Source organism: Massilia sp. WG5, assembly GCF_001412595.2.
Lineage (GTDB): Bacteria > Pseudomonadota > Gammaproteobacteria > Burkholderiales > Burkholderiaceae_D > Telluria.
Genome location: NZ_CP012640.2, coordinates 2869103 through 2892995, shown reverse-complemented (window position 1 = coordinate 2892995; position 23893 = coordinate 2869103). Strand labels below are relative to the sequence as shown.

Here is a 23893-nt window from a genome sequence, read left to right as displayed (position 1 = left end):
GGATGAGGCGAGGGCGGGCGGTTTCAGAACACTGCCTTGTTTTCGCCCCTCATTGCGGCGGCCACATCGATATTGGGGCCGACGAACCCGGCGCCGATCACGCCGTTGTTGTTGAGAACATTCACGCCAATCTGCTGGAACTGTGCAAGCTGCTGGTTCACGTTCACATTGACGTTGACGTCCTTGCCGAAGGCGTAGCCGCCGCGGACCGCCGTCATGGCGCGGTCGTCGATTGCGGCGCTGTGCGCCAGGTCGTGGATGACGATGGATGACATGGGTCTCTCCCGTTCAGCCGACGATCTTGTTCTGGCCGTTCTGATGCACGTTGCTGTGCACGCTGACGCCGTCCAGGAAGGCCGAGCCGTTGGCGGTGGCCGTCATCACATTCTGCACCTGGCCGAGATTCTGCGCCGCATTGATCGACGAATCGTAGCTCGGTGCGTAGGTGAGGTCGCCGGTTTTGACCGACGGCATGTACACGCTCCAGCCGCCCCGCACGGCCGCCATGGCGGTGCGGTCCAGTTGCTCGGTACGGTCCAGGTCTTTGATGGTCAGGGTGTTCATGGCAATGCTCCTTGAAAGTATAGTCAACGATGGCTGCGACGGGGGTTCAACCGACGATCTTGTTCTGGCCGTTCTGGTGCACATTGCTGTGCACGCTGACGCCGTCCAGGAAGGCCGAGCCGTTGGCGGTGGCCGTCATCACGTTCTGTTCCTGGCCGAGGTTCTGCAAGGCGTTGATCGACGAGTCGTAGCTCGGCTTGTAAGTCAGGTCGCCGGTCTTGAAGGACGGCGCATACATGCTCCAGCCGCCGCGCACGGCCGCCATGGCAGTGCGGTCCAGTTGTTCGGTACGGTCCAGGTCTTTGATGGTCAGGGTTTTCATGGCAATGCTCCTCGAGGATGGATTGATGGATCAATGGAATCGGATGGGTGGGCGATCAGCGGCGCTCGATGGTGTTCTGGCCGTTCTGCGAGACCTTGTTGTGGACGTCCACGCCGTCGACGAAGGCCGAGCCGTTGGCGGTGGCGGTCATCACGTTCTGGACCTGGCCCAGGCTCTGGCTGGCGTTGATCGAAGAGTCGTAGCTCGGCGCGTAGGTGAGGTCGCCGAACGAGTAGGACGGGGCGACGAACTTGAAGCCGCCGCGCACGGCCGCCATGGCGGTGCGGTCCAGTTTGTCGGTGTGGGCCAGGTCGGTGATGATCAGGGTTTTCATGGTGAATCTCCTTGAAGGTCGGTTTGGTTGGTTGAGGCATTTGATCTGCGCTCGATGGACTATCAGCAGGATGCGTGCCAGGTCCTCCAGGTGCGCTGCGAGATTTGTACAAGCCATTGAAAACAAAGGAATTTTTTGCTTATTTGCTCAGCGGCGAGGGCGCAGAACGAGGCAAGCGGCATGGGCTGCGGTGGTGGTCCGGACCGAACATGTTTTATGCACTGTTTGTCGCGAACCGACAGCCCCGGCATCCGGCTGCGGGGAGGGCTTGATCATCCCGTCTTTCGTGCTAGTCTCAATAGAATGCCCCGGGATCTATACAGAACAACATCATGGATAGCCTCGCCCACGCGATCCGGCAATTGCAGACCGGCGCCTTGCCGCGTACCGAATTCTTTGCCCAGGTCGATCGCGTGCTCGAGAACGCCCCCGGGAGCGCGGGCCGGCTGCTCGAGGTCCTGAGCGAAGAGCATGCGCGCAAGCCGCTCCCGGCTGAGGTCTATACGGAAATCCAGCATCGCATCGAGCGTCTGATCCTCGCGCGGCAACGCAAGGACGGCGACGATACCTTCGTCCAGACCCGGCCCGGCGCGAACACCATGCATGACGAACCGCCGCCGCGCGATGACGACGGCGATGTCGATACCGAGCCCGCGCGCATGAAAGGCGTCGGCGATACGCTGAACAACCGCTTCGTGCTGGAGGAATGCATCGGCTTCGGCGGCATGGGTATCGTGTACAAGGCGCTCGACCTGCGCAAGCTGGAGGCGGCCGACCGCAAGCCGTATATCGCCATCAAGCTGCTGAACGTCCAGTTCCGGGGCCACCCGAAGTCGCTGATCGCCCTGCAGCGCGAGGCGCGCAAGGCGCAGGCGCTGGCGCATCCGAACATCGTGTCGGTCTACGATTTCGACCGTGACGGTCCGATGGTGTACCTGACCATGGAATACCTGAAGGGCAAGTCGCTCAGCCAGGTGCTGCGCGCGCCGGGTTTCGCCGGCATGCCGTACGCGGACGCGCTGCCCATCGTGACCGGCATGGCCAACGCACTGACTTATGCGCACGGACGCGGCTTCGTCCATTGCGATTTCAAACCCGGCAACGTATTCCTGACCGACGCCGGCAAGGTCAAGGTGATCGACTTCGGGATCGCGCGCGTGTTCCAGAAAACCGAAGAGGACGCCGACGTCACAGTGTTCGATCCCGGCAGCCTGGGGGCGCTGACGCCGGCCTATGCGAGCCCGGAGATGCTGGAACACCTCGACCCCGATCCCCGCGACGATATCTATGCGCTGGCCTGCATCGCCTATGAGCTGCTGACGGGCCGGCATCCGTTCAACAACGTCTCGGCCCTGCAGGCCCGCGGCGGCGGCATGAAGCCGCAGCGGCCGGCCGGGCTGGCGCGCGGCCCGTGGCAGGCGCTGAGGAGCGGTCTGGCCCTGGAGCGCAACGCACGCACGCCATCCGCCGAGCGCTTCCTGCACGATTTCAGCGCGGGTGGGCAGACCCTGCGCTTCGGCGCGGCGGCCGCGACGGCAGCGGGCATCCTCGTTGCCGCTGTGCTTGGCGTGGCCGGATGGCACTACCTGGGCGGGAAATCGCGCACGCAGGCGCCGGCCCAGGCATCGGCGCCCACCCCGGCGCCCCCGCAAGCCTCCATACAAGCACCCGCACCGGCGCCCGCCGCGCCACCCGCACCGACGGCGGCCGCGATCGCGGCGGCCTTGGACCGCGTCCCGTGCGCGGCCCTGGTCGGCAGGGTCGACGGCCATGCGCTGACGGTACAGGGCTGGCTGTCGACGCCACCGGGAGCCACGGGCCTGAAGGACGAGATGGCCGCGCTGCCTGGCGTGTCGAGCGTGAACCTCGACGTGCGCCAGGTGGATCGCGCCAAGTGTCCCGTGATCTCGGTCTTCGGACCGTACTGGTCGGCCTACCGCCAGGCCGGCGGCGGCGCGGCGATCCGGCTCGCAGGTAACGGGCACGGTCCGGACGCCCGGCTGACCGAAGGCGATTCGCTGATGGTCGACGTGACGACGGCGGGCGCCGAGTCCTTCGTCACGGTCGACTATTATGCGTTGGACGGCAGCGTCACCCACCTGCTGCCGAACGCGCGCGCCCGCGACAACCGGGCGCCGCCGCACTATACGGCGACCATCGGCAGCCTGGGCGAGTGGGGAATCGGCAAGCCCTTCGGTGTGGAGCTGGTCGTGCTGGTGACGACGCCGGTGGCGCTGTTCGATGGCCCGCGGGCGGTGTCCGAACCGGCCGCGGCTTACCTGGCCGACGCCGCCAAACGCCTGGCGCAGATCCGCGCACGCAGCGGCGCCGGCAAGGTCGCGGTCGAGTTCCTGGAAATACACACCAGCCCGCGCAAGCCCTGACGTGCTCCCGGCCGCGCCGACGACGAGTCACCTGAGACTGCGCGCCACCCGGAAGCCGTTCTGCGAATGGCGCACGTCCGCATCGTATTTGAAGCGCGTGGAGGTGACCATGTAGGACGCGCCTTCGCGCCACGAGCCGCCGCGGATGACGCGCACACGGCAATCCGGCGCATCCCAGGCGCGGGCGTCAGCCGGGGCCCCCTTGAAATTGTTGTGCCAGCAGTCCGCCACCCACTCCCAGACCCCGCCGCTGGTGTCGTACAGCCCGAAAGGATTGGCGGCGAAACTGCCGACATTGGCCGGGGCTTCGTTTTGCCAGGGCTTGCCGCATTCCTTGCAGTTGGCCTTGCCCTGTACCATTTGCTCGCCCCACCAGTAGCGTGTCGTGGTGCCACCCCGCGCCGCGAACTCCCATTCGGCCTCGGTCGGCAGGCGATACGGCTTGCCGCTGACGCTGCCGAGCCACTTGACGTACTGTTGGGCGTCGTCCCAGCTGACGTCGCGCATCGGCGCGTTCGGCGGCGCGCCGGCGGCCGTGTCGATCTTCTGGCAGCCGCCTGCGGCGACGCACGCGTTCCATTCCTGCACGGTGACTTCGTAGCGTCCGATCGCGAACGGCGCCTCGATGCTGACCTGGTGCGCAGGCTTCTCGCTGGGGTCGCTCGCATTGTTCCCCATGGTGAAGACGCCGCCGGGCACGGACAGGAGGGACGGGCAGGCCGGACAATCCTTGATCTCGGCGCCGGGTGCGGTGGCCCTGGCGGGCAGGGCAGCTGCGGCCGGTGCGGCCGGTGCCGCCTTGGCGGCGGCTGCGTTGCCTGCCTTGGCGGCTGGCGTCCTGGATGCCGGGGGCGGCGGCGCAGCGGCGATCTCCTTCGGCGGCGGCGCGGCGGCGGGCGCGCCATGCGATTGGGCCGCGCGCAGGGTGGCGATGCGCGCCTGCGCCAGCGCCGCGAAGCGTCCCTTCGGATAGGCCTTCAGGTAGGCCTCGTAATCGCTGACCTGCTTGCTGTCCTTGATCGACTCCCAGAACGCCAGCTCGAACTGCTCGGCGCTGTTCTTGGGAACGACACCGGCGAGCTGGAGCGGAGGCAAGCGATCGTAAGCTGCGGCAATGCCTGTGCAGGAGAGCCCGGCCAGTACACAAACCATCCAGGTTTTTTGACCCATGAGCGCTCTCCGGTTCGCATGTGTTCGACAGAAGTGCCTTGCGATCTGACCCAGAGTGTGCCAGATTTAGAAGTATTGACGCGCACCTCAGTCGGGCCTAAGCAGGAGCTATCGATCATGCGCTTTCCTTTTGTGTTTCCTGTTCTTCTGGCGGCGTCCCTCCAGGTCGCCACGGCCGTTGCGGAACCGACGGCGGCGCCTGAAAACGCCCAGGTCTACTTCATCTGGCCGCACGACGGCACGGTCATCAACGGCGGCAGGTTCTGGGTGCGGATGGGTCTGCGCAACATGGGCATCGCGCCGAAAGGGACCGCGGTGCCGAACACCGGCCACCACCATCTGCTGATCGATACCGAACTGCCGCCGATGACGGAACCGATACCCAACGACCGTAACCACCTGCATTTCGGCGCTGGCGAAACCGAGGCCCGGATCGAGCTGCCGCCCGGGAAGCACACCCTGCAGCTGCTGATGGGCGACAAGGACCATGTGCCGCACGCGCCGCCCATCATGTCGAAAAAGATCACCATTACCGTGCGATAGCTGCCAAGGGAACCGGAGACCATCATGCGCAAGCTGTTTCCCGCCGTCGCCCTGGCGGCCCTCCTGGCCGGCGGTCCCGCCGGTTCGACCGACGCGCCACCCAATGCCTACTGCTACATCGGCTGGCCCTCCGACGGCGAGGTGCTGGCGTCGGGCAAGCCCTTCCGCGTCTGGTTCGGGCTGCGCAACATGGGGGTCGCACCGAAAGGCGTCGCGGTCAAGAATACCGGCCACCACCACCTGCTGATCGATGCCGATCCGCCGGCGCCGGGAGAGCAGATCCCGTCGGACCGCAACCACCTGCATTTCGGCGCCGGCGAAACCGAAACGATGCTCGAACTACCGCCGGGAAAGCACACCCTACAGCTGGTGATGGGCGACGAAAACCATCGGGTCCACACGCCGCCGGTGGTTTCAAAGAAGATCACGGTCAGCGTCAGGTGAGGCACGGATGAGGCGATATGGAACCCAACGCAGCATTTTCCGCATCGAGCGGACCAGTCCGGGCCTATCTGGAATGGATGGGGGCGGAGCCGGGCAAGCCGGCCGTGTTTCCGCTGCATGAGGAAGCGGTACTCGGACGCAACCCGCAGGATGCACTGAGCAGCGACAGGTACGTCTGCATCCCGGAGCAGACCGTCAGCCGCCGCCACGCGCGCATCCGGCGCAGCGGCGCCAGCTATTTCGTCGAAGACTTGCATTCGCGTAACGGCACCTTCGTGTCCGGCGAGCGCCTTGCGCCCGGCTCCTGGCACGTGCTGGCCGAAGGCGACGAGCTGGCGCTGGCGTCCGCCCGCCTCGTGTTCCATTCGCTGCTGTTGCCCGAGCGCGGGGCCGCGCCCGCGGTGATCACGCGCTCGGTGGATGCCACCTGTTTCGCCCCGGTGGTGGACACCCGCAACGCCGGCCGCAGCGATCTCGAGAGCACGGTGCACCGCCTGCATGCGATGGCCCAGGTGGGCATTGCGCTGGGCGCCGTCACCGACCGGGACACCCTGATCGAAAAGCTGATGAATTTCATCTTCGACCTGTTCCCGCTGGCCGAGCGCGCCTTCATCATGCTGCGCAGTGGCGAGCGCGACTTGCCGCAGCCCGTCGCCGCGCGCCGCCGCGATGGGGTCGTGGAAGACCCGGGCCAGGTCAGGATTTCGCGCACCATCGTCGACGAAGTGCTGGGCCGCAAGCGCGCGGTCCTGTCCGTGGATACGCTGGCGGACCGGCACTACGGCGCGCACGAGTCGATCGTCGCCCAGGCGATCCTGAGCGTCATGTGCGTGCCGCTGATCCTCGATGGCGAAGTTCTTGGCCTGATCCAGGTCGATACCTCGTCCGACCCGTATGCGTTCAAGGAGGCCGACCTCGAGATCCTCAGCGGGGTGTGCGCGGAAACGGCAGTCACGCTGAAGAATTTTCAGCTGTATTCGGACATCAAGGGCCTGCTCGACGGCTTCGTGTGCGCCTCCGTGCAGGCGATCGAGGAGCGCGATCCGGTCACGGCCGGCCATTCCTTCCGCGTGGCGACCTATGCCGAGCACCTGGCGATGGCGATCGAACATGCGGACGATCCCGCCTTGCGCAAGGCCAGTTTCACCCCGCAACAGCTGCGCGAGATCCGCTATGCCGCACTGCTGCACGATTTCGGCAAGGTCGGCGTGCGCGAACACGTGCTGCGCAAGGAAAAGAAGCTGCACCATGCCGACATGCGGCTGCTGGAACAGCGCTTCCGCTACGCCCGCGCCTGCCTCGAACGGCATGCCTGGCGCAGCCTGACGGAGCGTCAGCTGAGCGGCGAGCTGGACGCGGCCGACCTGCGCCGCGAGCGCGACCGTATCGAAACCTGCCTGGCGGAGGAAGGGACGCGCCTCGACGACTTCCTCGAGCTCATCGTGCAGGCCAACGAACCCTCGATCTCGCACGTGGCCGCGCCGGAGGGACTGTGCGCGATCCGCGACCACGTGTGCGCGGGCGCCGACGACCCCGGGTTCCGCCTGCTCGGCGACGAGGAATTCACTGCGCTCAGCATCGGCAAGGGCTGCCTGACCCCGGACGAGCGGCGCCAGATCGAGGCCCACGTGGCCGATTCGTATTCCTTCCTGATCCTGATTCCCTGGACACGCGAGCTGGCGGGCGTGCCGGCGATTGCACACGGCCACCACGAGAAACTGGACGGGTCCGGCTATCCGATGGGCTTGCGCGGAAGCGAGATCAGCATGCAGACGCGGATCCTGACGATCAGCGATATCTACGACGCGCTGACGGCGCGCGACCGGCCGTACAAGCAGGCGATCCCGGCCGAACGTGCGCTCGACCTGATGGCCGAGGAATGCCGGGCCGGCCACCTGGACGAGCGCCTGCTCAAGGTGTTCGTCGATTCCCAGGCCTGGCAAGCGGGGTGAACGATGAGCGCGCGATTCGGTCCGATCAGGATGCACCGGGTGCCGGCCGCCGCCGGCGCCGTCCTCGTACTGCTGGGCGCATGCGCCGACGTCAGCATGAAGCCCTACCAGCGCCCGGACACCCCCGCCAAGACGGCCTGGGCGGGCGGCGGGGCGCTGCCGGTGGCGCCGGCAACGATGATCGAGCAGGACTGGTGGAAGGGATTCGGCGACCCCGACCTGGATGGCCTGGTCGAGCGCGCGGTGCGCGGCAACGTCGACCTCAAGATCCTGGCGGCGCGCACCCGGGTCGCCGGCGCACAGATCGAGGAGGCGCGGGCCGGCTCCCTGCCCACGCTCGACGCCGGCGCCGGGGCCAGCTTCGAGAAGACGACCGGACAGAAGTTCACCAAGCAGTACAGCCTCGGCACGCAGGTCAACTGGGACATCGATATCTGGGGCAAGGTGGCCAAGGGCGCCGAGGCGCAGACCGCCGAATTCCATGCCACCGAGGCCGATTGGCGGGCCGGCTACCTGACGCTGGCATCGAGCGTCGCTTCGACCTATTTCCAGATCCTGCAGTTCGACGAGCAGATCGGCCAGCAGACACGGACCCTGGAAAAGAACCGGCAGATCCTGGCGACCTACGAAGCGATGCAGCAACAGGGCCTGCTGCCGCTGACGCGCGTGCTGCAGCAGCGTGCGGAGATCAACCGCCTGAGCACCGACCTGATCGAGCTGAATCGCCTGCGGTCCCTGTCCGGGAATGCGCTGGCAACCCTGCTCGGCGTGCCGGCCGGGAACTTCACCCTGCCCACGGGCTCGCTGCAGGCGCGCGTCCAGTTGCCCGCCGTGCCCGAGGGCCTGCCGTCGGACCTGCTCAAGCGCCGGCCCGACATCGTGGCGGCCGAATACCGCGTGCTCGAATCCTATGACCTGGTCGGGCAGGCGAAGCTGGCCCAGCTGCCGTCGGTCAGCCTGACCGGCCGCGGCGGCACCTCCAGCTTCGCGCTCGGCTCGCTTCTCAAGTCCTTCACCTTCGGTCTCCTTCCGAGCATCAATTTCCCGATCTTCGACCCGGCCGTCAAGGCGCGCCTGAAAACGAGCCAGGCCAGCAACGAGGTGGCCGAGCAGCAGTACCGCAAGGTCGTCATGGATGCGTTCGAGGAGGTCGAGAACGCGCTCGTCAACCTCGACGCGCACCGCCGTCAGCGCGGCGAGCTGCAGCAGCAGGCCGAGCGCCTGGGCATCGTCGCCGCGCAAGTGGAGGCGCAGCTGAAGGAAGGGATGGTGTCGCAACTGGACGTGTTCGAAGCCGAGCGTTCCCTGCTGGCCGCGCAGCTGGCGCTGCTGGCCAACCACCAGCAGATCCTGTCCGATACCGTGACCCTGTACAAGGCCCTGGGCGGCGGCTGGCCGGCGGTGGACGTGCGCCACGCGGCGCGCGATTGAGGAGCGGCTGGCCATGCTGCCCGACCTGACGATCGCCGCTTCCCCGTCCGCGACGGCGACCGGGGTACGGATCGTGCTCGAACCGGTGTCCCATCCGGAGCTGGCGCCGATACGGATCCAGGACAGCCTCTTCGCGATCGGCCGCGCCGAAGCGCCGTTCGACGCCTATCCGCCCGAGCTCGCTTCCGAACTGTCGCGCCGCCATGCACGCATCTTCTGCGAACGGGATGCCGTCTACATTGCCGATCTCGGCAGCACGAACGGCACCAGCGTGAATGGCGTGCCGGTCAGGACGGCGATCGCCACGCTCCACAGCGGTGACGTCCTGGGCCTTGGCAAGACGCTGACTTTCCGCGTGCGCCTGGAGCAGGGACCGGCGCCGGCGCCGCGCAGGCGCCTGGCCAGCCTGACGCTGACGCCGAAGCAGGACGGCACGGTGCTGCAGACGATCGTGGTCACGGAATTTCCCTTCCTGGTCAGCAAGGCCGAAGAGAGCTTTGCGCGTTACCGCGACAGCGAGCCGGCACAGGTGAACTACCTGTCGCGCCGCCATGCGCACATCTTCCTCAAGGGCGGCGAGCCGTATATCGAGGACCTCGGCAGTACCAACGGCAGCTTCGTCGACGGCCACCGCATCGACGAACAGGCGGTGCCGCTGCACGACGGCGGCACGCTCGCGTTTGGCGGCCGCTATTTTGTCTACCGCGTGGCCTTGCAATGGGAGGAGGTCGCGCCCGACGCCGCGCCGACCCGCCTTGGCGTGACCCAGGCGCCGGCCGTGGCGGATGCCGAGCGCACGACCTTCGTCGCCGTCGCCGATTCCTTCCTCGACATCTTCTGTGCCGAGCCCGCGCCCGCGCAGGAGAATGAAGCTGCCACGCCCGCCACGGACGCTGGAGTGGGTCCGCCCGCGGCGCAGGGCGGCCGGCGCCGGCCGGCATGGCTTATCGGCGCGCCGGTGCTGCTGATGTTGCTGGTCCTGCTGGGATGGGCGCTGCTGCGCGGCGGCGGGGCCGAGCGCGAGGCTGGCGAGCTCATGTCCGGCGGCAATTACGCGAAAGCGGCGGCCGTCACCTCGGCGGCGCTGGAACGCGATCCCGAAAACGCCCGCCTGCGCGCCCTCGACACCGAAGCGCAGCTCAAGGCCGGATTGCCGCCGTGGATTGCCGCGCTCGACAAGGGCCAGTTCCAGCGTGCGGCGGCGCAGGTGGCGGCCATGCGCCGCCAGGACCGCGCCAATCCCGAACTCGCACCACTGTTGACCGAGCTCGACTGGATCGGCCAGCTGCGCGCCTTCGCGGCCGCCCGCGGCGGGGCGCAGGCGCCGGTGCGCGACGCCGCCGACGCCGCCCGGATCCGCCAGTTTCTCAAGCAATGGGAAGACCAGGGCGACGCGCACCAGCGCGCCTTCGTGATCATGTCCGCCCACGTGCCGGCGTACCGCGACGCCTATGCCGCCGCCCTCAGCGATATCCGCAAGCTCGCATTGCAGGAGGCCAATCGTGAAGTTCCCAGCCCTGAAGTTACCGTCCCTGAAGCCGAAACCGATGGCGCCCCTGAGCGAGGCGCTCGAGGACCATAGCGCGGAAGGGATCGGCATCCTTACCGCCGTGCCCTGGCGTTTCACGCAGGCGCTCGTCTACGCCATGGTGGCGCTGGTGCTGACGGCGCTGGTCTGGTCCTTCTTCGGCCATGCCGACGTGCTGGTGACGGCCGGCGGCGCGCTCGCGCCCGCGTCCGAGGTCCGGCGCCTGTATGCGCCCATCGACGGTGAGCTCAGCAACATCTACATCGCCGAGGGCCAGCCGGTGAACAAGGGCGACGTCGTCGCCCGGCTGTATGCCCGCGGCGCCATCGAGGCGGCCAAGAACGCGCTGGAGGCGCGCCTGAAGCTGGAGGATGCCGAACGCGACTGGAAGGAATTTCCCGAAAAGAAAGCGCTGATGGAGCACCGCGTGGCGGCCCTGAAGGAGGCGGTGGCCGTCGAAGAGCGCCAGCACCAGCAGCGCCTGGCCCAGGGCACCAGCAAGCTGGCGCAGGGGCAGGCGGCCCAGCAGCAGGAAGCGCGCACCAATCTCGACGAAGCCCGGCGCGCGCGCGATGCGGCCAAGGACGAAGCCGACAAATACGCGCGCCTGTTCGCCATGCCCGGCGGCGGCGGTGTCTCGCAGCTGCAGGTCGAGGGCAAGAGGAATGCCTTGCTGGCGGCCGAAAACGCCATGCGCGTGGCGCAGTCGCGGATTTCCGAACTCGCGGCCCGGCAAAGCGTGGAAGCGACCCAGGCGCGGTCGGAACTCGAAACCAGCGGCCAGGAATTGTCCAAGCTGCGCCTGCAACTGGAAGCGGCCGAGCGCGAGATGGACAATGCCGAGGACAAGATGCGCCTGCAGGTGCAGACGGCGCGCCTGGTGGCCGACGCCGCCGCCCGCATCAAGTTCGAGAACATCGACAAGGAAAATTTCCTGCTCATCGTCGCACCCGTCGACGGCGTGATCACCGACGTCACCTCGACCCAGCCCGGCGACAAGATCCAGGCCAATTCACCCCTGGGCGGCATCGCGCCGAAGAACGCGAAACCGATCCTGAAGATCGAAATCGCCGAGCACGACCGCGGTTTCCTGCGCGAGGGCTTGCCGGTGCAATTGAAATTCAATGCCTTTCCCTACCAGCGCTATGGCCTCGTACGCGGCACCCTGCAATTCATCGCCCCGGCGACCAAGCCTTCGCCGCTGACCAAGCAGCCGGTGTACGAAGGCCGCGTGGCGCTGGAACAGGACCACTACAAGGTGGGAGACATGGTGTATCCGCTGCGCTACGGTATGACGGCGGTGGCGGAAATCGTCGTGCGCGAGCGGCGGCTGATCGACCTCGCGCTCGACCCCTTCCGGAACATCGGCGGCTAGCCGGGCCCTGGCTGCCGGGATCGGTTCTTATTCCAGGCGCTCGATGGCCTGGTCCGCCACGCGCGGCAGCAGGTCCGCCACGCGGCCGCGGCCGGGAATGCTCAGGCCGGGCGCAAGTTCGGCCAGCGGCGCCAGCACGAAGGCGCGCTCGTGCATGCGCGGGTGCGGGACCATCAGGGTCGGCGCGTCCTCGATGACTTCGTCGTCATACAGCAGCAGGTCGAGGTCGAGGGTGCGCGGAGCGTTACGGTAGGGGCGCTCGCGGCCGTGGGCCTGTTCGATCCCGTGCAGCGCGGCCAGCAGCGCCCGGGCGCTCAGCGAGGTATCGACTTCGGCCACGGCGTTGATGTAGTCGTCGCCGGAGGAATCGATGGGGGCGGTGCGGTACAGCGAGGAAGCGCGCAGCAGGCGCACGCCCGGCGTCCACGTCAGGCGCTCCAGCGCATCGAGCACGTTGGCCTGCGCGTCGCCCAGGTTGGCGCCGATGCCGACCCAGGCGCTCATTCGCCGTCGGGGGCCGCGGACTGCGGCGCGCCGGCATCGGGCTGGAAGGCGCCGTCCCCTTCGGCCTTGCGCGGACCGCGGCGGCGCGGGCGCTTCTTCTGGGCGGCGGCGCCCTGCGGCTCGCGCGCGGAGTTGATCAGGCGCTCGCGCTCGTTCACGTCGGCGCCGTAGAAGGTGGCCCACCAGTTGCCCAGCTCCGCATCGAGCTCGCCCGATTCGCAGCGCAGCAGCAGGAAGTCGAAACCGGCGCGGAAGCGCGGATGCTCCAGCAGTTTATAGGGCGACTTGCCGGTGCGGCGCTCGAAGCGCGGCTGCATGGCCCAGATGTCGCGCATGTCGGTGGCGATGCGGCGCTGCAGGGCCAGGCTGTCGGTCTGGTTGTCCAGCACGTCGTCGGCGGCCAGGTGCAGGGCCGGGATCGGCGCTTCGCCGGCGGCGCGGTAGGCATTCCACTTTTCCAGCACCTGGTGCCACAGCAGCGAGGCGAACAGGAAACCGGCCGAGACGCCCTTGCCGGCCTTGACGCGGGCGTCGGTCGATTCCAACGCCAGGGTCACGAACTTCATGCCGATCGGCTGCTCCAGCACCACGTCCAGCAGCGGCAGCAGGCCGTGGTGCAGGCCGGAAGCGCGCAGCTCCTTCAGGCAGGCCAGCGAGTGGCCGGACTGCAGCAGCTTGAGCATCTCGTCGAACACGCGCGCGGCCGGCACGTTGTTGATCAGGGGCGCCATCACCGGGATCGGCGCGCGGGTGGCCGGCTCGATCGTGAACTGCAGCTTGGCGGCGAAGCGCACCACGCGCAGCATGCGCACCGGGTCTTCGCGGTAGCGCGCTTCCGGCTGGCCGATGATGCGCAGGACCTTGTCGCGGATGTCCTGGATGCCGCCGTGGTAGTCGAGCACCGACTGGGTCGCCGGGTCGTAGTACATGGCGTTGATGGTGAAGTCGCGCCGCTCGGCATCCTCGTGCTGCGGACCGAAGTTATTGTCGCGCAGCACCCGGCCATGCTCGTCCTTCGGCGCGTTGACGGCGGCGTTGCCGCGGAAGGTGGTCACCTCCAGCAGTTCCTGGCCGAACATCACGTGCACGATCTGGAAGCGGCGGCCGATGATGAAGGCGCGCCGGAACAGCTTCTTGACCTCTTCCGGGGTAGCGTCGGTGGCGATGTCGAAGTCCTTCGGCTTCACGCCCAGCAGCAGGTCGCGCACGGCGCCGCCGACCACGAAAGCCTTGAAGCCGGCTTCCTGCAGGGTCTGGGTGACGCGCACCGCATTGGGCGACAGCAGCTTCGGGTCGATGCCGTGTTCTTCCGGGCCGAGGATGACCGGCTGGGTGGGGTCGCGCTCGTCTTTCACGCCGAGGATCTTGCGGATGAATTTTTTAATCATTGAACAGGTGGAGTAAAGGCCAGCCGAGGGTGCTTGCATGTTGGGCCAACTTGGCGCTCGGGTTCGTCGCCACCGGGTGCGAGACGACCGACAGCAGCGGGATGTCGTTGTGCGAATCGCTGTAGAACCAGCTGCGCTCGAATGTGGTGAACGGCCTGCCCAGCCCGTCGAGCCAGGCGTGCATGTGGGTGACCTTGCCGTGGCCCTGGGTCGGGCTGCCGAGCAGCTTGCCGGTCGGGTGGCCGCGTTCGTCGAGTTCCGGACGCGCCGCGATCAGGTGCTCGACCTTCAGCGCGCGCGCGATCGGCGCCGTCAGCCAGCCGTTGGTGGCGGTGATGATGGCCACCAGGTCGCCGGCGTCGAGGTGGCGCTGCAGCAGTTCCACCGCCTTCGGGCGGATCGCCGGTTCGATCACCTCGCGCATGTATTGCGCGTGCAGCGCGTTCAGGTGGCCCGGCTCGAAGTTGGCCAGGGTGCCGAGCGCGAACTCCAGGTATTCGACCGGGTCGAGGGTGCCGGCATTGTATTGGGCGAAGAATTCTTCGTTGCGGCGCTGGTAGGCGTCGCAGTCGACCACCTTGTTCCGCACCAGGAACTGGCCCCATTCGAAGTCGGAATCGATGGGCAGCAGGGTATGGTCGAGGTCAAACAGCGCGAGGTTGCTCATTCTTTTAAATCGGTTTGCGGGTTTCCCTGAAGCAGCAGGTCACGCAGCAGCGGCAGGGTGACCGGACGCTGGGTCTCGAGCGAATATTGGTCGAGCGCATCCAGCATGGTCGACAGGGAGCGCATGTCGCGCTTGAAATGGGACAGCAAATAGGGTAACACGCTGGCCGACAGCGTCAAACCGCGCGCCTCGGCCGCCTGGGTGAGGGCGGCGATCTTCTCGTCGTCGGACAGGCCGTGGATCTGGTACACCAGGCCCCAGCCCATGCGGGTGCGCAAGTCTTCGCGCACCGGCAGCACGGCCGGCGGCACCGGACCGGCGCAGACCATGTAGGCGCCGTGCTCGCGCACCTGGTTGAACAGGGCGAAGGCGTCGATCTGGCGTTCCGGGCTCAGGCGGTCGATGTCGTCCACCAGGTAGAGGCTGACGTCGGGCGCGTAGGTGAATTGTTCCGTATCGGCATCGCAGGCGATGTAGCGCGCGCCGGGCGTGGCGGCCAGGCCGTGCAGGATGTGGGTCTTGCCGGCGCCGGTTTCGGCCCAGAGGTAGCAGAAATGCTCGCGCGAGGCGCGTTGCGCGAACTGGTGCATCAGGTGCGCCATTTCGGCATTCGCTCCTATCTGGAAGGTGTCGAGGCTTTGCGCCGGTTCGGCTGCGCCTAAATCGAGCACCAGCTGTTTCATGGCTTGCATCTCATCCGGGCAGAGGGGAAAAAGGCATATTGTTCTTGTTTTCGCGTCGTGGCAGGGCCGTTTTGCTAGAATAGCGGATTGACCAGTTGGCCGTTCCCGGCAGTGACGCGGGTGCGTTCAGTTGATCTACCGCTATCTATTTTACCGCCTCCGCTGCCAAATATCATGAGCCAACCGTCTAATGTTTCTCTCTCCTACCGCGATGCCGGTGTCGATATCGATGCCGGCGACGCCCTGGTCGAAGCGATCAAGCCCTTTGCCAAGCGCACCATGCGCGAAGGCGTACTGGGTGGAATCGGCGGTTTCGGCGGGCTGTTCGAGATCAGCAAGAAGTTCAAAGAGCCGGTGCTCGTCTCCGGCACCGATGGCGTCGGCACCAAGCTCAAGCTGGCTTTCGAGCTGAACCGCCACGACACGGTCGGCATCGACCTGGTCGCCATGAGCGTCAACGATATCCTGGTCCAGGGCGCCGAGCCGCTGTTCTTCCTCGACTACTTTGCCTGCGGCAAGCTGGACGTGGCGACCGCCACCGCCGTGGTGAAGGGCATCGCGCTGGGCTGCGAACAGTCCGGCTGCGCCCTGCTGGGCGGCGAGACCGCCGAGATGCCGGGCATGTATCCGGACGGCGAATACGACCTGGCCGGCTTCGCCGTCGGCGCCGTGGAAAAGTCGCAGATCATCGACGGCAGCAAGATCGTCCCGGGCGACGTCGTGCTGGGCCTGGCCTCGTCGGGCATCCACTCGAACGGCTACTCGCTGGTGCGCAAGATCATCGAAGTCTCCAAGCCCGACCTGGAAGCCGACTTCCACGGCCGCAAGCTGGCCGACGTCCTGATGGCGCCGACCCGCCTCTACGTCAAGCCGCTGCTGGCCCTGATGCAATCGATGGAAGTGAAGGGCCTGGTGCACATCACCGGCGGCGGCCTGGTCGAGAACATCCCGCGCGTGCTGCAGGATGGCCTGACCGCTGTGCTGGACAGCAAGTCGTGGACCCTGCCGCCGCTGTTCCAGTGGCTGCAGCAGCACGGCGGCGTGGCCGATTCCGAGATGCACCGCGTGTTCAACTGCGGCATCGGCATGACGGTGATCGTCTCGAAAGAGAACGCGGACGCCGCCTTTGCCCAGCTGCAGGCTGCCGGCGAGACCGTCTACCGCATCGGCGAGATCCGCGCCCGCAACGAGGGCGAGGCGCAGACCATCGTCGTCTGATTGCAACGATAGACCGATGCATGGGCGCCGGGTTCCAGACCCGGCGCCCATTGTCGTTTATGCCTCCGTCTCTTCCGGTGCCCGGATATGGTCGACCAGGCTGGCGCTCTCGCGCGGCGGCGCCGGGCTCAAGAGGCTGACCACGACCAGCACGGCGGCGCCCGCCGGCACCCCGAACACGCCGGCCGAGATCGGCGCGATGTGGAACCAGGCGCTGTCCACGCTCCCGCCCAGGATCGGATTGGTGTGCAGCATGTAGTAGAGGCAGACCAGGAAGCCGGCCAGCATCCCGGCGATCGCGCCCTGGTGGTTGGCGCGTTTCCAGAACACGCCGGCCACCAGCGCCGGGAACATGGTCGAGCCGGCCAGCGAGAAGGCGGCGCCGACCAGCGACAGGATGTCGGCCGGCTTCTGCGAGGCGACGTAGGCCGCGATGAAGGCGACCGCCAGCAGCAGCAGCTTGGAGATCGTGACCCGCTTCTGGGTCGAGGCGCCCGGATCGACCATCTTGAAGTAGATGTCGTGCGACAGCGCGTTCGAGATCGCCAGCAGCAGGCCGTCGGCGGTCGACAGCGCGGCCGCCAGGCCGCCGGCCGCGACCAGGCCCGAGATCACGTAGGGCAGGCCGCCGATCTCGGGCGTGGCCAGGGTCAGCACGTCGCCGTCGATCCCGATCTCGGCCAGCTGCACGATGCCGTCGCCGTTGATGTCGGCGATGCTGATCAGGGGATTGGCCTTGTCGACGTTGGCCCAGTACGAGACCCAGGTCGGCAGCGAAGCATAATCGGTGCCGACCAGCGCGGTATAGATGTCGAACTTGGCCAGCACCGCGAGGGCCGGCATGGTCAGGTAGATCAGCAGGATGAAGAACAGGGCCCAGAACACCGAGACCCGGGTCTCGTGCACCGAGGGCGTGGTGTAGGCGCGCATCAGGATGTGGGGCAGGGCGGCGGTGCCGAACATCAGGCAGAACACCAGCGCGAGGAAGTTGTTGCGGCGCTGGTTCGATTCCTCGGGCGTCTTGCCGGGGAAGGGCTCGGCATGCGGTTCGGGCGGCTGGGCGCGCTCCAGGTTGGCGGCGCGCTGCTCGGCCCAGATGCGCGCGGCTTCGTCGGCGGTGCGCGGATAGGCGATCAGCTCGCGCTCGGCGTTGCGGATCTCGCCGAGCGAGGCGTTGCGGCCGCGCGCGGTGTCGAGCAGGCGCTGGGCCTCGATGCGGCCCGCTTCCCAGGATTGCGGCAGGCCGGCCAGGCGCGCGCCGTATTCGTCGGCCCTGGCCTTGAAGGCGGCCCGCACCTCCTGCTCGCGCGGATCGTTGGCGAGCTGGGCCTCGCGCTTGGCCAGCTTGGGCAGCACCGAGCCGTAGGCGACCTGCGGCACCGGGTTGCCGGCGAACTTCACCGACAGCCACATGGTCGGGATCAGGAAGGCGACCAGGATGATGATGTACTGCGCGACCTGGGTCCAGGTGATCGCGCGCATCCCGCCCAGGAAGGAGCAGACGAGGATCGACGCCAGGCCGAGGAAGATCCCGACCGAGAAGTCGACGCCGGTGAAGCGCGAGGCGATCAGGCCGACCGCGTAGATCTGCGCCACCACGTAGGTGAAGGAGACCACGATGGTGGCGCTGACCGCCAGCGCGCGCACCAGGTTGCTACGCCTGCCGGCAGCGCCGCCGTAGCGCGCCTCCAGGAAGTCGGGCACGGTGTACTGGGCGAACCTGCGCAGGTAGGGCGCGATCAGCAGCGCCACCAGGCAGAAGCCGCCGGTCCAGCCCATCACGTAGGCCAGGGCGTCGAAGCCGTGCAGGTAGAGCGTGCCGGCCAGGCTGATGAAACTGGCCGCCGAGATCCAGTCGGCCGCCATCGCCATGCCGTTGAACAGGGCCGGCACGCGCCGTCCGGCCACGTAGTACTCGGCCACGTTGGAGGTGCGCGCCACCACGCCGATGGTGGCGTACAGCACGATGGTGGCGAACATGTAGAGGTGGCCGATCCACTGGCGCGGCATGCCCTCGTTTTCCAGGATCCCCAGCGCCACCAGGAACATGCCGAGGCAGGCCGTGAACCACAGGTAGTAGCGGGCCAGGCGGCGGAAGTAGCTGCGCGTCTTGTTCAAGCCCCATCCCCCAGCATGCTGCGGTACGCGCGGTCGAGGATCCGCATGCGCCAGGCGTAGACGCCGATGATCGCCAGGTAGATCAGCGAGGCGCCCTGGGCCGCCAGGTAGAAGGACAGCGGCCAGCCGAACACCGACATGTGGGCCAGGTCGCGCGCGAAGAACACGGTGCCGAAGCCGGTCGCCAGCCACAGTCCCAGCAGGACCAGGATCAGCCGCCGCGCGCGCCGCCAGTGCAGTGCGCGCGCGGCGACGATGCGCTCGCGGGACGGTGGAGAGGAAGCGGAAGCGGGCTCAGTCGGCATCTGGATCGGGCGGGGCGGAGGGTGGCGGGAAGGTCAGCCGGAACAGGCTGCCCGGGTATTTCTTCTGGATGCTGCGCGGGTTGTTGAAGATCTCGATTTCGGCGCCGTGCTGGCGCGCGATTTCGCGCACGATGGCCAGCCCGAGGCCGGAGCCGGAAGCGCTGGAACCGAGGATGCGGTAGAAGCGTTCGAACACGCGCGGACGCTCGCCCGGCGCGATGCCGGGGCCGGTGTCCTCGACTTCCAGCAGGGCCTGGCCGGCGTCGCTGCGCACGCGCACGGTGACGCTGCCGCCGGAAGGCGTGTAGCGCAGCGCATTGTCGATCAGGTTCGACAGCAGCTCGCGCAGCATCATGCCGTTCCCCAGGATCTCCAGCGCGCCGTCCGGGTCTTCGTAGCCGAGGTCGATCTCGTGCGAGAACGAGGCCGGCACCCAGTCCTGCACCACGGCGCGCGCCAGCAGCGACAGGTCGAGCGGCTCGAGCGCCAGGCCGGCGTGCGGCTGGTTCTCGGCGCGCGCCAGCGCCAGCAGCTGGTTGACCAGGCGGGTCGCCGACTCCGAACTCTTCGCCAGCTGCTCGAGCGAGCGGTGGATCTCGTCCGGATCGAGCTGGCGCAGCGCCAGTTCGGACTGCATGCGCATGCCGGCCAGCGGGGTCTTCATCTGGTGCGCGGCGTCGGCGATGAAACGCTTCTGGGCGTCGATCGTGTGCGCCAGCCGCGCCAGCATGTCGTTCAGCGAACCCACCAGCGGCGAGATCTCTTCCGGCACCTGGCGCGAATCGATCGGCGACAGGTCGTCCGGCGGCCGGGCGCGGATCCGTTCCTGCAGCTGGGCCAGCGGCGACAGCCCGCGCGACAGGGCGAACCAGACCAGGGCCAGGATCACCGGCAGGATGATGAACTGGGGCAGGATCACGCCCTTGATGATCTCGTTGGCGAGCTGGGCGCGCTTTTCCAGGGTTTCCGCGACCTGCACCAGGGCCAGGCGCGGCTCGGCGCCGCCACTGGTGGCCGGGTCCAGCAGCGGCTGCAGGTTGACCCAGGCATAGGCGACCCGGACCGGGGCGCCGTGCAGGCTCTCGTTGCGGAAGTGCACCCGCCCGCTGCGCTCGGCATCGTCGGCCGCCGGCAGCGGCAGCTCGCGGTCGCCGTCGACGACCTCGTTGCGCGGTCCCGTGATCTGGAAGTAGACGCTGTCGACGTCGTCGGCGCGCAGGATGTCGCGCGCGCTGCCGGGCAGCCGCGCCACCACCTTGCCGTCGACTTCCTTGACCTGCTGGGCCAGCACGGTGACGCTGTCTTCGAGCGCGTGGTCGAACGGCTGGTTGGCGATCGATTTCGCCACCAGGTAGGTGATCGCGATGCTCATCGGCCACAACAGCAGCAGCGGGGCCAGCATCCAGTCGAGGATCTCGCCGAACAGCGAGTGCTGGATGCTTTCCTCCGGCTCGGGCCGCGGCGGCGCATACAGCGGTTCCTGCGCCGTTTCCAGCGCCGGGTCGTAGCCGGTTCCGGGCTCGCTTTCCGGCGCAAATTCGGGCGCAAGGAGGCCGGCGCTGCGCCGCTTCAGGGACTTCATGCCGGCCTTGCCCGCGCCTTACTTGCCGCTGCCCGCGGACGGGGCCTTGCGGGCGCTGTCGGCATACCGCTCCAGGCAGTAGCCCAGGCCGCGCACGGTGGCGATGCGGATGCCGCCGGTCTCGATCTTCTTGCGCAGGCGGTGCACATAGACCTCGATGGCGTTGTTCGACACTTCTTCGCCCCACTCGCACAGGTGGTCGACCAGCTGTTCCTTGGACACCAGGCGCCCGGTGCGCGCCAGCAGGATCTCGAGCAGGCCGAGCTCGCGCGCCGACAGATCGAGCATCTGGTCGTCGATGTAGGCGCTGCGGCCGACCTGGTCGTACACCAGCGGGCCGTGGCGGATCACGGTCGAGCCGCCGCCCTGGCCGCGCCGGGTCAGGGCGCGCACCCGCGCTTCCAGCTCGGACAGGGCGAAGGGCTTGGCCATGTAGTCGTCGGCGCCGGCGTCGAGGCCGCCCACGCGCTGCTCGATCGAGTCGGCCGCGGTCAGGATCAGCACCGGCAGCAGCGAGCCGCGCGCACGCAGGCGGCGCAGCACGTCGAGCCCGGACAGCTTCGGCAGGCCGAGGTCGAGGATCAGGAGGTCGAACTCCTGGGTCGACAGCGCGGTGTCCGCATCCTGGCCGTTCTTCACGCAGTCGATCGCGTAACCGGACTGGCGCAGGGAGCGCGTCAGCCCGTCGGCAAGTACGCTATCATCCTCCGCTAGTAAAATACGCATGATCTCCCCCTGGTTTTGTCGTTTGACCCTAGCTTACCCGCATATTGTGTTTGATATCTCGCAACATGTCGAATCGATCAGGCAGCGGTAAATATCGCTTGCCAAAACCACTGGGATTTTATACAGTACTTCCTATTGAAATCGCGCGAGCGGTCCCTATCTTGGTTCACTCTAGGACTGAAAGAAAATCATGGACGACAAAAAATCCGCAGTAAACGCAGCAGAGAAGGGCAAGGCGCTGGCAGCAGCCCTCGCGCAGATCGAAAAGCAATTCGGTAAAGGCTCGGTCATGCGCATGGATGCCAATGCGCCGGTCGAGGAAGTGCAAACCGTGTCCACCGGCTCGCTGGGCCTGGACATCGCGCTGGGCGTCGGCGGCCTGCCGCGCGGCCGTATCGTCGAGATCTACGGTCCGGAATCGTCGGGTAAAACCACGCTGACCCTGCAGACCATTGCCCAGATGCAGAAACTGGGCGGCACCTGCGCCTTCATCGACGCCGAGCACGCGCTGGACGTCGGCTATGCGCAGAAGCTGGGCATCAAGCTGGACGAGCTGCTGATCTCGCAGCCGGATACCGGCGAGCAGGCGCTCGAAATCACCGACGCGCTGGTGCGCTCGGGCAGCGTCGACCTGGTGGTCATCGACTCGGTGGCGGCACTGACCCCGCGCGCCGAGATCGAAGGCGACATGGGCGACTCCCTGCCGGGCCTGCAAGCCCGTCTGATGTCGCAGGCGCTGCGCAAGCTGACCGGTTCGATCAACCGTACGAATACCCTGGTGATCTTCATTAACCAGATTCGTATGAAGATCGGCGTGATGTTCGGCAGCCCGGAAACCACGACCGGCGGTAACGCGCTGAAGTTCTACGCCTCCGTGCGCATGGACATCCGCCGTACCGGTTCGATCAAGTCGGGCGATGAGGTGATCGGTAACGAAACCAAGGTCAAGGTCGTCAAGAACAAGATCGCGCCGCCGTTCAAGGAAGCCCACTTCGACATCCTGTATGGCGAAGGCACTTCCCGCGAAGGCGAGATCATCGACCTGGGCGTGGACAACAAGATCGTCGAGAAGTCGGGCTCGTGGTACAGCTACGGTGGCGAACGCATCGGTCAGGGCAAGGACAATGCACGCCAGTACCTGAAAGACCGCCCGGCCCTGGCCCGCGAGATCGAAAACAAGGTCCGCGCCGCCCTGGGCGTGCGTGAACTGGCACCGGTCGCCGCCGGTGACAACGCCGGCGCGGCCGAGCTGTCGGCTGTCGGCGACGCAGAGTAATCGTCGATAGCGCCCCGGTGAAACAGGTCCTGAGTCTCAAGGCTCGCGCATTGAAATATCTTTCGATGCGCGAGCACAGCCGGATCGAACTGGGGCGCAAGCTGTCTCGTTATGCCGAGGAGGGCGACGACGTCGAAGCCCTCCTCGATTTCCTTGAAAAGAACAACTGGCTGTCGCAGGAACGCTTTGCCGAATCCCTGGTACACCGCCGTGCCGGCCGCTACGGCAACAGCCGCGTGCTGGCGGAACTCCAGCAGCACGGCTTGAAGGGCGAAGAGCTCGACGAGCTCAAGTCCGGCTTGAAGGAAACCGAAGTTGCCCGCGCCCGCGAAGTCTGGCGCCGCAAGTTCAACCGGGTTCCGCAGGACGCCGAAGATCGCAGCAAGCAAATGCGCTTCCTCATGGCGCGCGGTTTTTCGCAGGGCGCAATCCGCAGCGCGCTGCAGGGACGCGAGGACGAGGACGACGACTTCTAAACCGCGTTTAACAAAGCCTTCAGGGCAAGGCGCAAGTGCACAGCGCCATCTGCCGATGTGTCCCGATAATAAGGGCACAACTCCTCAACGGCGGAATGACGCTGTGCCCTTGCACTTTTGCCTCATCATCTTTGCAACAATTTCCTTCATCTTCCCCGCAAATGGCCTTGCCAAACCGCTGGCCGGGTGCATCTGCAAGCGCGCTGTGCTAAACTTTCGTGGTTTAAGCAGCGCCGCAAGAGCGGTTGTTGCCGTAGAAGCTGCGGCAACGTGCATCAGGCACAACGGCTGCATACTTTTTTCGCCGCATTCCGGCATTGGTGTTTATGCCCCTGTCATCCCCCGCTCCGCGTAAGCTACGGCACACGCGCGCCATTACGGTCGAAGCGTACGCGCGCGACGATGGCCTGTGGGACCTCGACGCCTGCATCCGCGACATCAAGACCCACGATATCGAGTTGCCCTCCGGGTCCCGCCCGGGCGGCCTGCCTGTGCACGACCTCAAGCTGCGGGTGACCATCGATCGCGACATGGTTATCACGGACGCCGAAGCTTCTTCGGATGCCGTACCCTATCCCGGTTATTGCGACACCATCGCGCCCGCCTACAAGAAGTTGATTGGCTTGTCGCTGCTGAAACATTTCCGGTTGCACTTGAAGGATCGCCTGTCCGGCGTCCTTGGATGCACCCATTTGACCGAGCTGGCACAGGTCCTGCCCACCGCGGCAATCCAGGCCTTTGCCGACGACGCCATGGAAAACCGCGAGGCCGCTAATACGAATGCATTAGCGCCCGAGCGTCCGTATGAACTCGACCGCTGCCACGCGCTGCGCACCGACGGTCCCGCCGTCGCCAGGTACTACCCGCGCTGGGTTTTGAAGGTGGTGACGGGTTAATATTCGG

Annotated in this window: 24 protein-coding genes; 11 read left to right on the top strand and 13 right to left on the bottom strand. The window is 66.8% G+C overall.

The features are described from left to right. Window positions 1-23: 23 nt before the first annotated feature. From AM586_RS12850 to AM586_RS12835, 4 genes are read right to left on the bottom strand one after another with little or no spacing between them, the layout of a single operon-like run. Window positions 24-275, bottom strand: a complete 252-nt coding sequence (locus AM586_RS12850) for a hypothetical protein (protein WP_060567127.1) — start codon at window positions 273-275, stop codon at window positions 24-26. A gap of 13 nt (window positions 276-288) precedes the next feature. Further along, window positions 289-564: a hypothetical protein gene (locus AM586_RS12845; RefSeq protein WP_060567125.1), complete on the bottom strand. Its 276-nt coding sequence runs from the start codon at window positions 562-564 to the stop codon at window positions 289-291. A 46-nt stretch (window positions 565-610) separates the two neighbouring features. Beyond that, a complete protein-coding gene (locus AM586_RS12840; RefSeq protein ID WP_060567124.1) occupies window positions 611-886 on the bottom strand; it encodes a hypothetical protein in 276 nt (91 codons plus the stop codon). A 55-nt stretch (window positions 887-941) separates the two neighbouring features. Beyond that, on the bottom strand, window positions 942-1220 hold the full coding sequence (locus tag AM586_RS12835; protein WP_060567122.1) for a hypothetical protein: 279 nt from the start codon (window positions 1218-1220) through the stop codon (window positions 942-944). 332 nt (window positions 1221-1552) lie between these two features. On the opposite strand from AM586_RS12835, the gene AM586_RS12830 reads away from it, so the two are divergent. Then, entirely contained in the window at window positions 1553-3604 is a 2052-nt protein-coding gene (locus AM586_RS12830) for a serine/threonine protein kinase (protein WP_047825821.1), read from the top strand. Between the two features lie 27 nt (window positions 3605-3631). On the opposite strand, the gene AM586_RS12825 is transcribed toward AM586_RS12830, so the two are convergent. Further along, on the bottom strand, window positions 3632-4699 hold the full coding sequence (locus AM586_RS12825; protein WP_052234033.1) for a formylglycine-generating enzyme family protein: 1068 nt from the start codon (window positions 4697-4699) through the stop codon (window positions 3632-3634). Between the two features lie 192 nt (window positions 4700-4891). Between AM586_RS12825 and AM586_RS12820 the strand changes: the two genes are divergently transcribed. The 6 genes from AM586_RS12820 to AM586_RS12795 are packed head-to-tail and all read left to right on the top strand — an operon-like array spanning window position 4892 to window position 12047. Beyond that, window positions 4892-5317 (top strand): DUF4399 domain-containing protein, encoded by a 426-nt coding sequence (locus tag AM586_RS12820; protein WP_082439789.1) that lies wholly within the window; start codon window positions 4892-4894, stop codon window positions 5315-5317. A 24-nt stretch (window positions 5318-5341) separates the two neighbouring features. Continuing rightward, window positions 5342-5761, top strand: coding sequence for a DUF4399 domain-containing protein (locus AM586_RS12815; RefSeq protein ID WP_047825823.1), 420 nt, complete (start codon window positions 5342-5344; stop codon window positions 5759-5761). A 17-nt stretch (window positions 5762-5778) separates the two neighbouring features. Further along, window positions 5779-7713: an HD domain-containing phosphohydrolase gene (locus AM586_RS12810; protein WP_229411208.1), complete on the top strand. Its 1935-nt coding sequence runs from the start codon at window positions 5779-5781 to the stop codon at window positions 7711-7713. A gap of 3 nt (window positions 7714-7716) precedes the next feature. Continuing rightward, on the top strand, window positions 7717-9144 hold the full coding sequence (locus AM586_RS12805) for an efflux transporter outer membrane subunit (RefSeq protein ID WP_373887942.1): 1428 nt from the start codon (window positions 7717-7719) through the stop codon (window positions 9142-9144). 13 nt (window positions 9145-9157) lie between these two features. After that, a complete protein-coding gene (locus tag AM586_RS12800; RefSeq protein WP_052234034.1) occupies window positions 9158-10726 on the top strand; it encodes an FHA domain-containing protein in 1569 nt (522 codons plus the stop codon). Then, the gene (locus tag AM586_RS12795) at window positions 10692-12047 is read left to right on the top strand and encodes an HlyD family efflux transporter periplasmic adaptor subunit (RefSeq protein ID WP_047825825.1); all 1356 of its coding nucleotides are present in this window, start codon (window positions 10692-10694) and stop codon (window positions 12045-12047) included. The genes AM586_RS12800 and AM586_RS12795 overlap by 35 nt, the downstream gene beginning before the upstream one ends. Window positions 12048-12074: 27 nt before the next feature. Here AM586_RS12795 and folK read toward each other — a convergent pair whose 3' ends face one another. The 4 genes from folK to hda are packed head-to-tail and all read right to left on the bottom strand — an operon-like array spanning window position 12075 to window position 15289. Continuing rightward, window positions 12075-12551 carry a 2-amino-4-hydroxy-6-hydroxymethyldihydropteridine diphosphokinase gene (folK, locus tag AM586_RS12790; protein WP_047825826.1) on the bottom strand — a complete coding sequence of 159 codons (477 nt, stop codon included), beginning with the start codon at window positions 12549-12551 and terminating at the stop codon, window positions 12075-12077. After that, window positions 12548-13939 carry a polynucleotide adenylyltransferase PcnB gene (gene pcnB, locus AM586_RS12785; protein ID WP_047825827.1) on the bottom strand — a complete coding sequence of 464 codons (1392 nt, stop codon included), beginning with the start codon at window positions 13937-13939 and terminating at the stop codon, window positions 12548-12550. Before pcnB ends, folK begins: the two co-directional genes overlap by 4 nt. After that, complete coding sequence (locus AM586_RS12780; protein WP_047825828.1) at window positions 13932-14606, bottom strand: HAD family phosphatase; 675 nt, start codon at window positions 14604-14606, stop codon at window positions 13932-13934. The genes pcnB and AM586_RS12780 overlap by 8 nt, the downstream gene beginning before the upstream one ends. After that, window positions 14603-15289, bottom strand: a complete 687-nt coding sequence (gene hda / locus AM586_RS12775) for a DnaA regulatory inactivator Hda (RefSeq protein WP_047825829.1) — start codon at window positions 15287-15289, stop codon at window positions 14603-14605. Before hda ends, AM586_RS12780 begins: the two co-directional genes overlap by 4 nt. A gap of 174 nt (window positions 15290-15463) precedes the next feature. Between hda and purM the strand changes: the two genes are divergently transcribed. Next, window positions 15464-16507 carry a phosphoribosylformylglycinamidine cyclo-ligase gene (gene purM, locus AM586_RS12770; protein ID WP_047825830.1) on the top strand — a complete coding sequence of 348 codons (1044 nt, stop codon included), beginning with the start codon at window positions 15464-15466 and terminating at the stop codon, window positions 16505-16507. Window positions 16508-16564: 57 nt separating this feature from the next. Here the strand turns inward: purM and AM586_RS12765 are convergent, their stop codons facing one another. Genes AM586_RS12765 through AM586_RS12750 form a run of 4 tightly spaced genes read right to left on the bottom strand, consistent with a single transcriptional unit; the run spans window position 16565 to window position 21238 of the window. Further along, on the bottom strand, window positions 16565-18625 hold the full coding sequence (locus AM586_RS12765; RefSeq protein ID WP_047825831.1) for a sodium:solute symporter family protein: 2061 nt from the start codon (window positions 18623-18625) through the stop codon (window positions 16565-16567). Then, window positions 18622-18930, bottom strand: coding sequence for a DUF4212 domain-containing protein (locus AM586_RS12760; protein WP_047825832.1), 309 nt, complete (start codon window positions 18928-18930; stop codon window positions 18622-18624). The genes AM586_RS12765 and AM586_RS12760 overlap by 4 nt, the downstream gene beginning before the upstream one ends. After that, a complete protein-coding gene (locus AM586_RS12755; RefSeq protein ID WP_082439788.1) occupies window positions 18920-20512 on the bottom strand; it encodes a sensor histidine kinase in 1593 nt (530 codons plus the stop codon). The genes AM586_RS12760 and AM586_RS12755 overlap by 11 nt, the downstream gene beginning before the upstream one ends. 18 nt (window positions 20513-20530) lie before the next feature. Continuing rightward, window positions 20531-21238 (bottom strand): response regulator transcription factor, encoded by a 708-nt coding sequence (locus tag AM586_RS12750; protein WP_047825833.1) that lies wholly within the window; start codon window positions 21236-21238, stop codon window positions 20531-20533. Window positions 21239-21428: 190 nt separating this feature from the next. Here AM586_RS12750 and recA point away from each other — a divergent pair, with 190 nt between their 5' ends. The 3 genes from recA to AM586_RS12735 all read left to right on the top strand — a co-directional run bounded on the left by recA (window position 21429) and on the right by AM586_RS12735 (window position 23886). Beyond that, window positions 21429-22514, top strand: a complete 1086-nt coding sequence (gene recA / locus AM586_RS12745; protein WP_060567119.1) for a recombinase RecA — start codon at window positions 21429-21431, stop codon at window positions 22512-22514. 17 nt (window positions 22515-22531) lie between these two features. Next, entirely contained in the window at window positions 22532-22990 is a 459-nt protein-coding gene (gene recX / locus AM586_RS12740; protein WP_082439787.1) for a recombination regulator RecX, read from the top strand. 326 nt (window positions 22991-23316) lie between these two features. Next, window positions 23317-23886, top strand: a complete 570-nt coding sequence (locus AM586_RS12735; protein ID WP_052234037.1) for a DUF2889 domain-containing protein — start codon at window positions 23317-23319, stop codon at window positions 23884-23886. Window positions 23887-23893 lie beyond the last annotated feature (7 nt).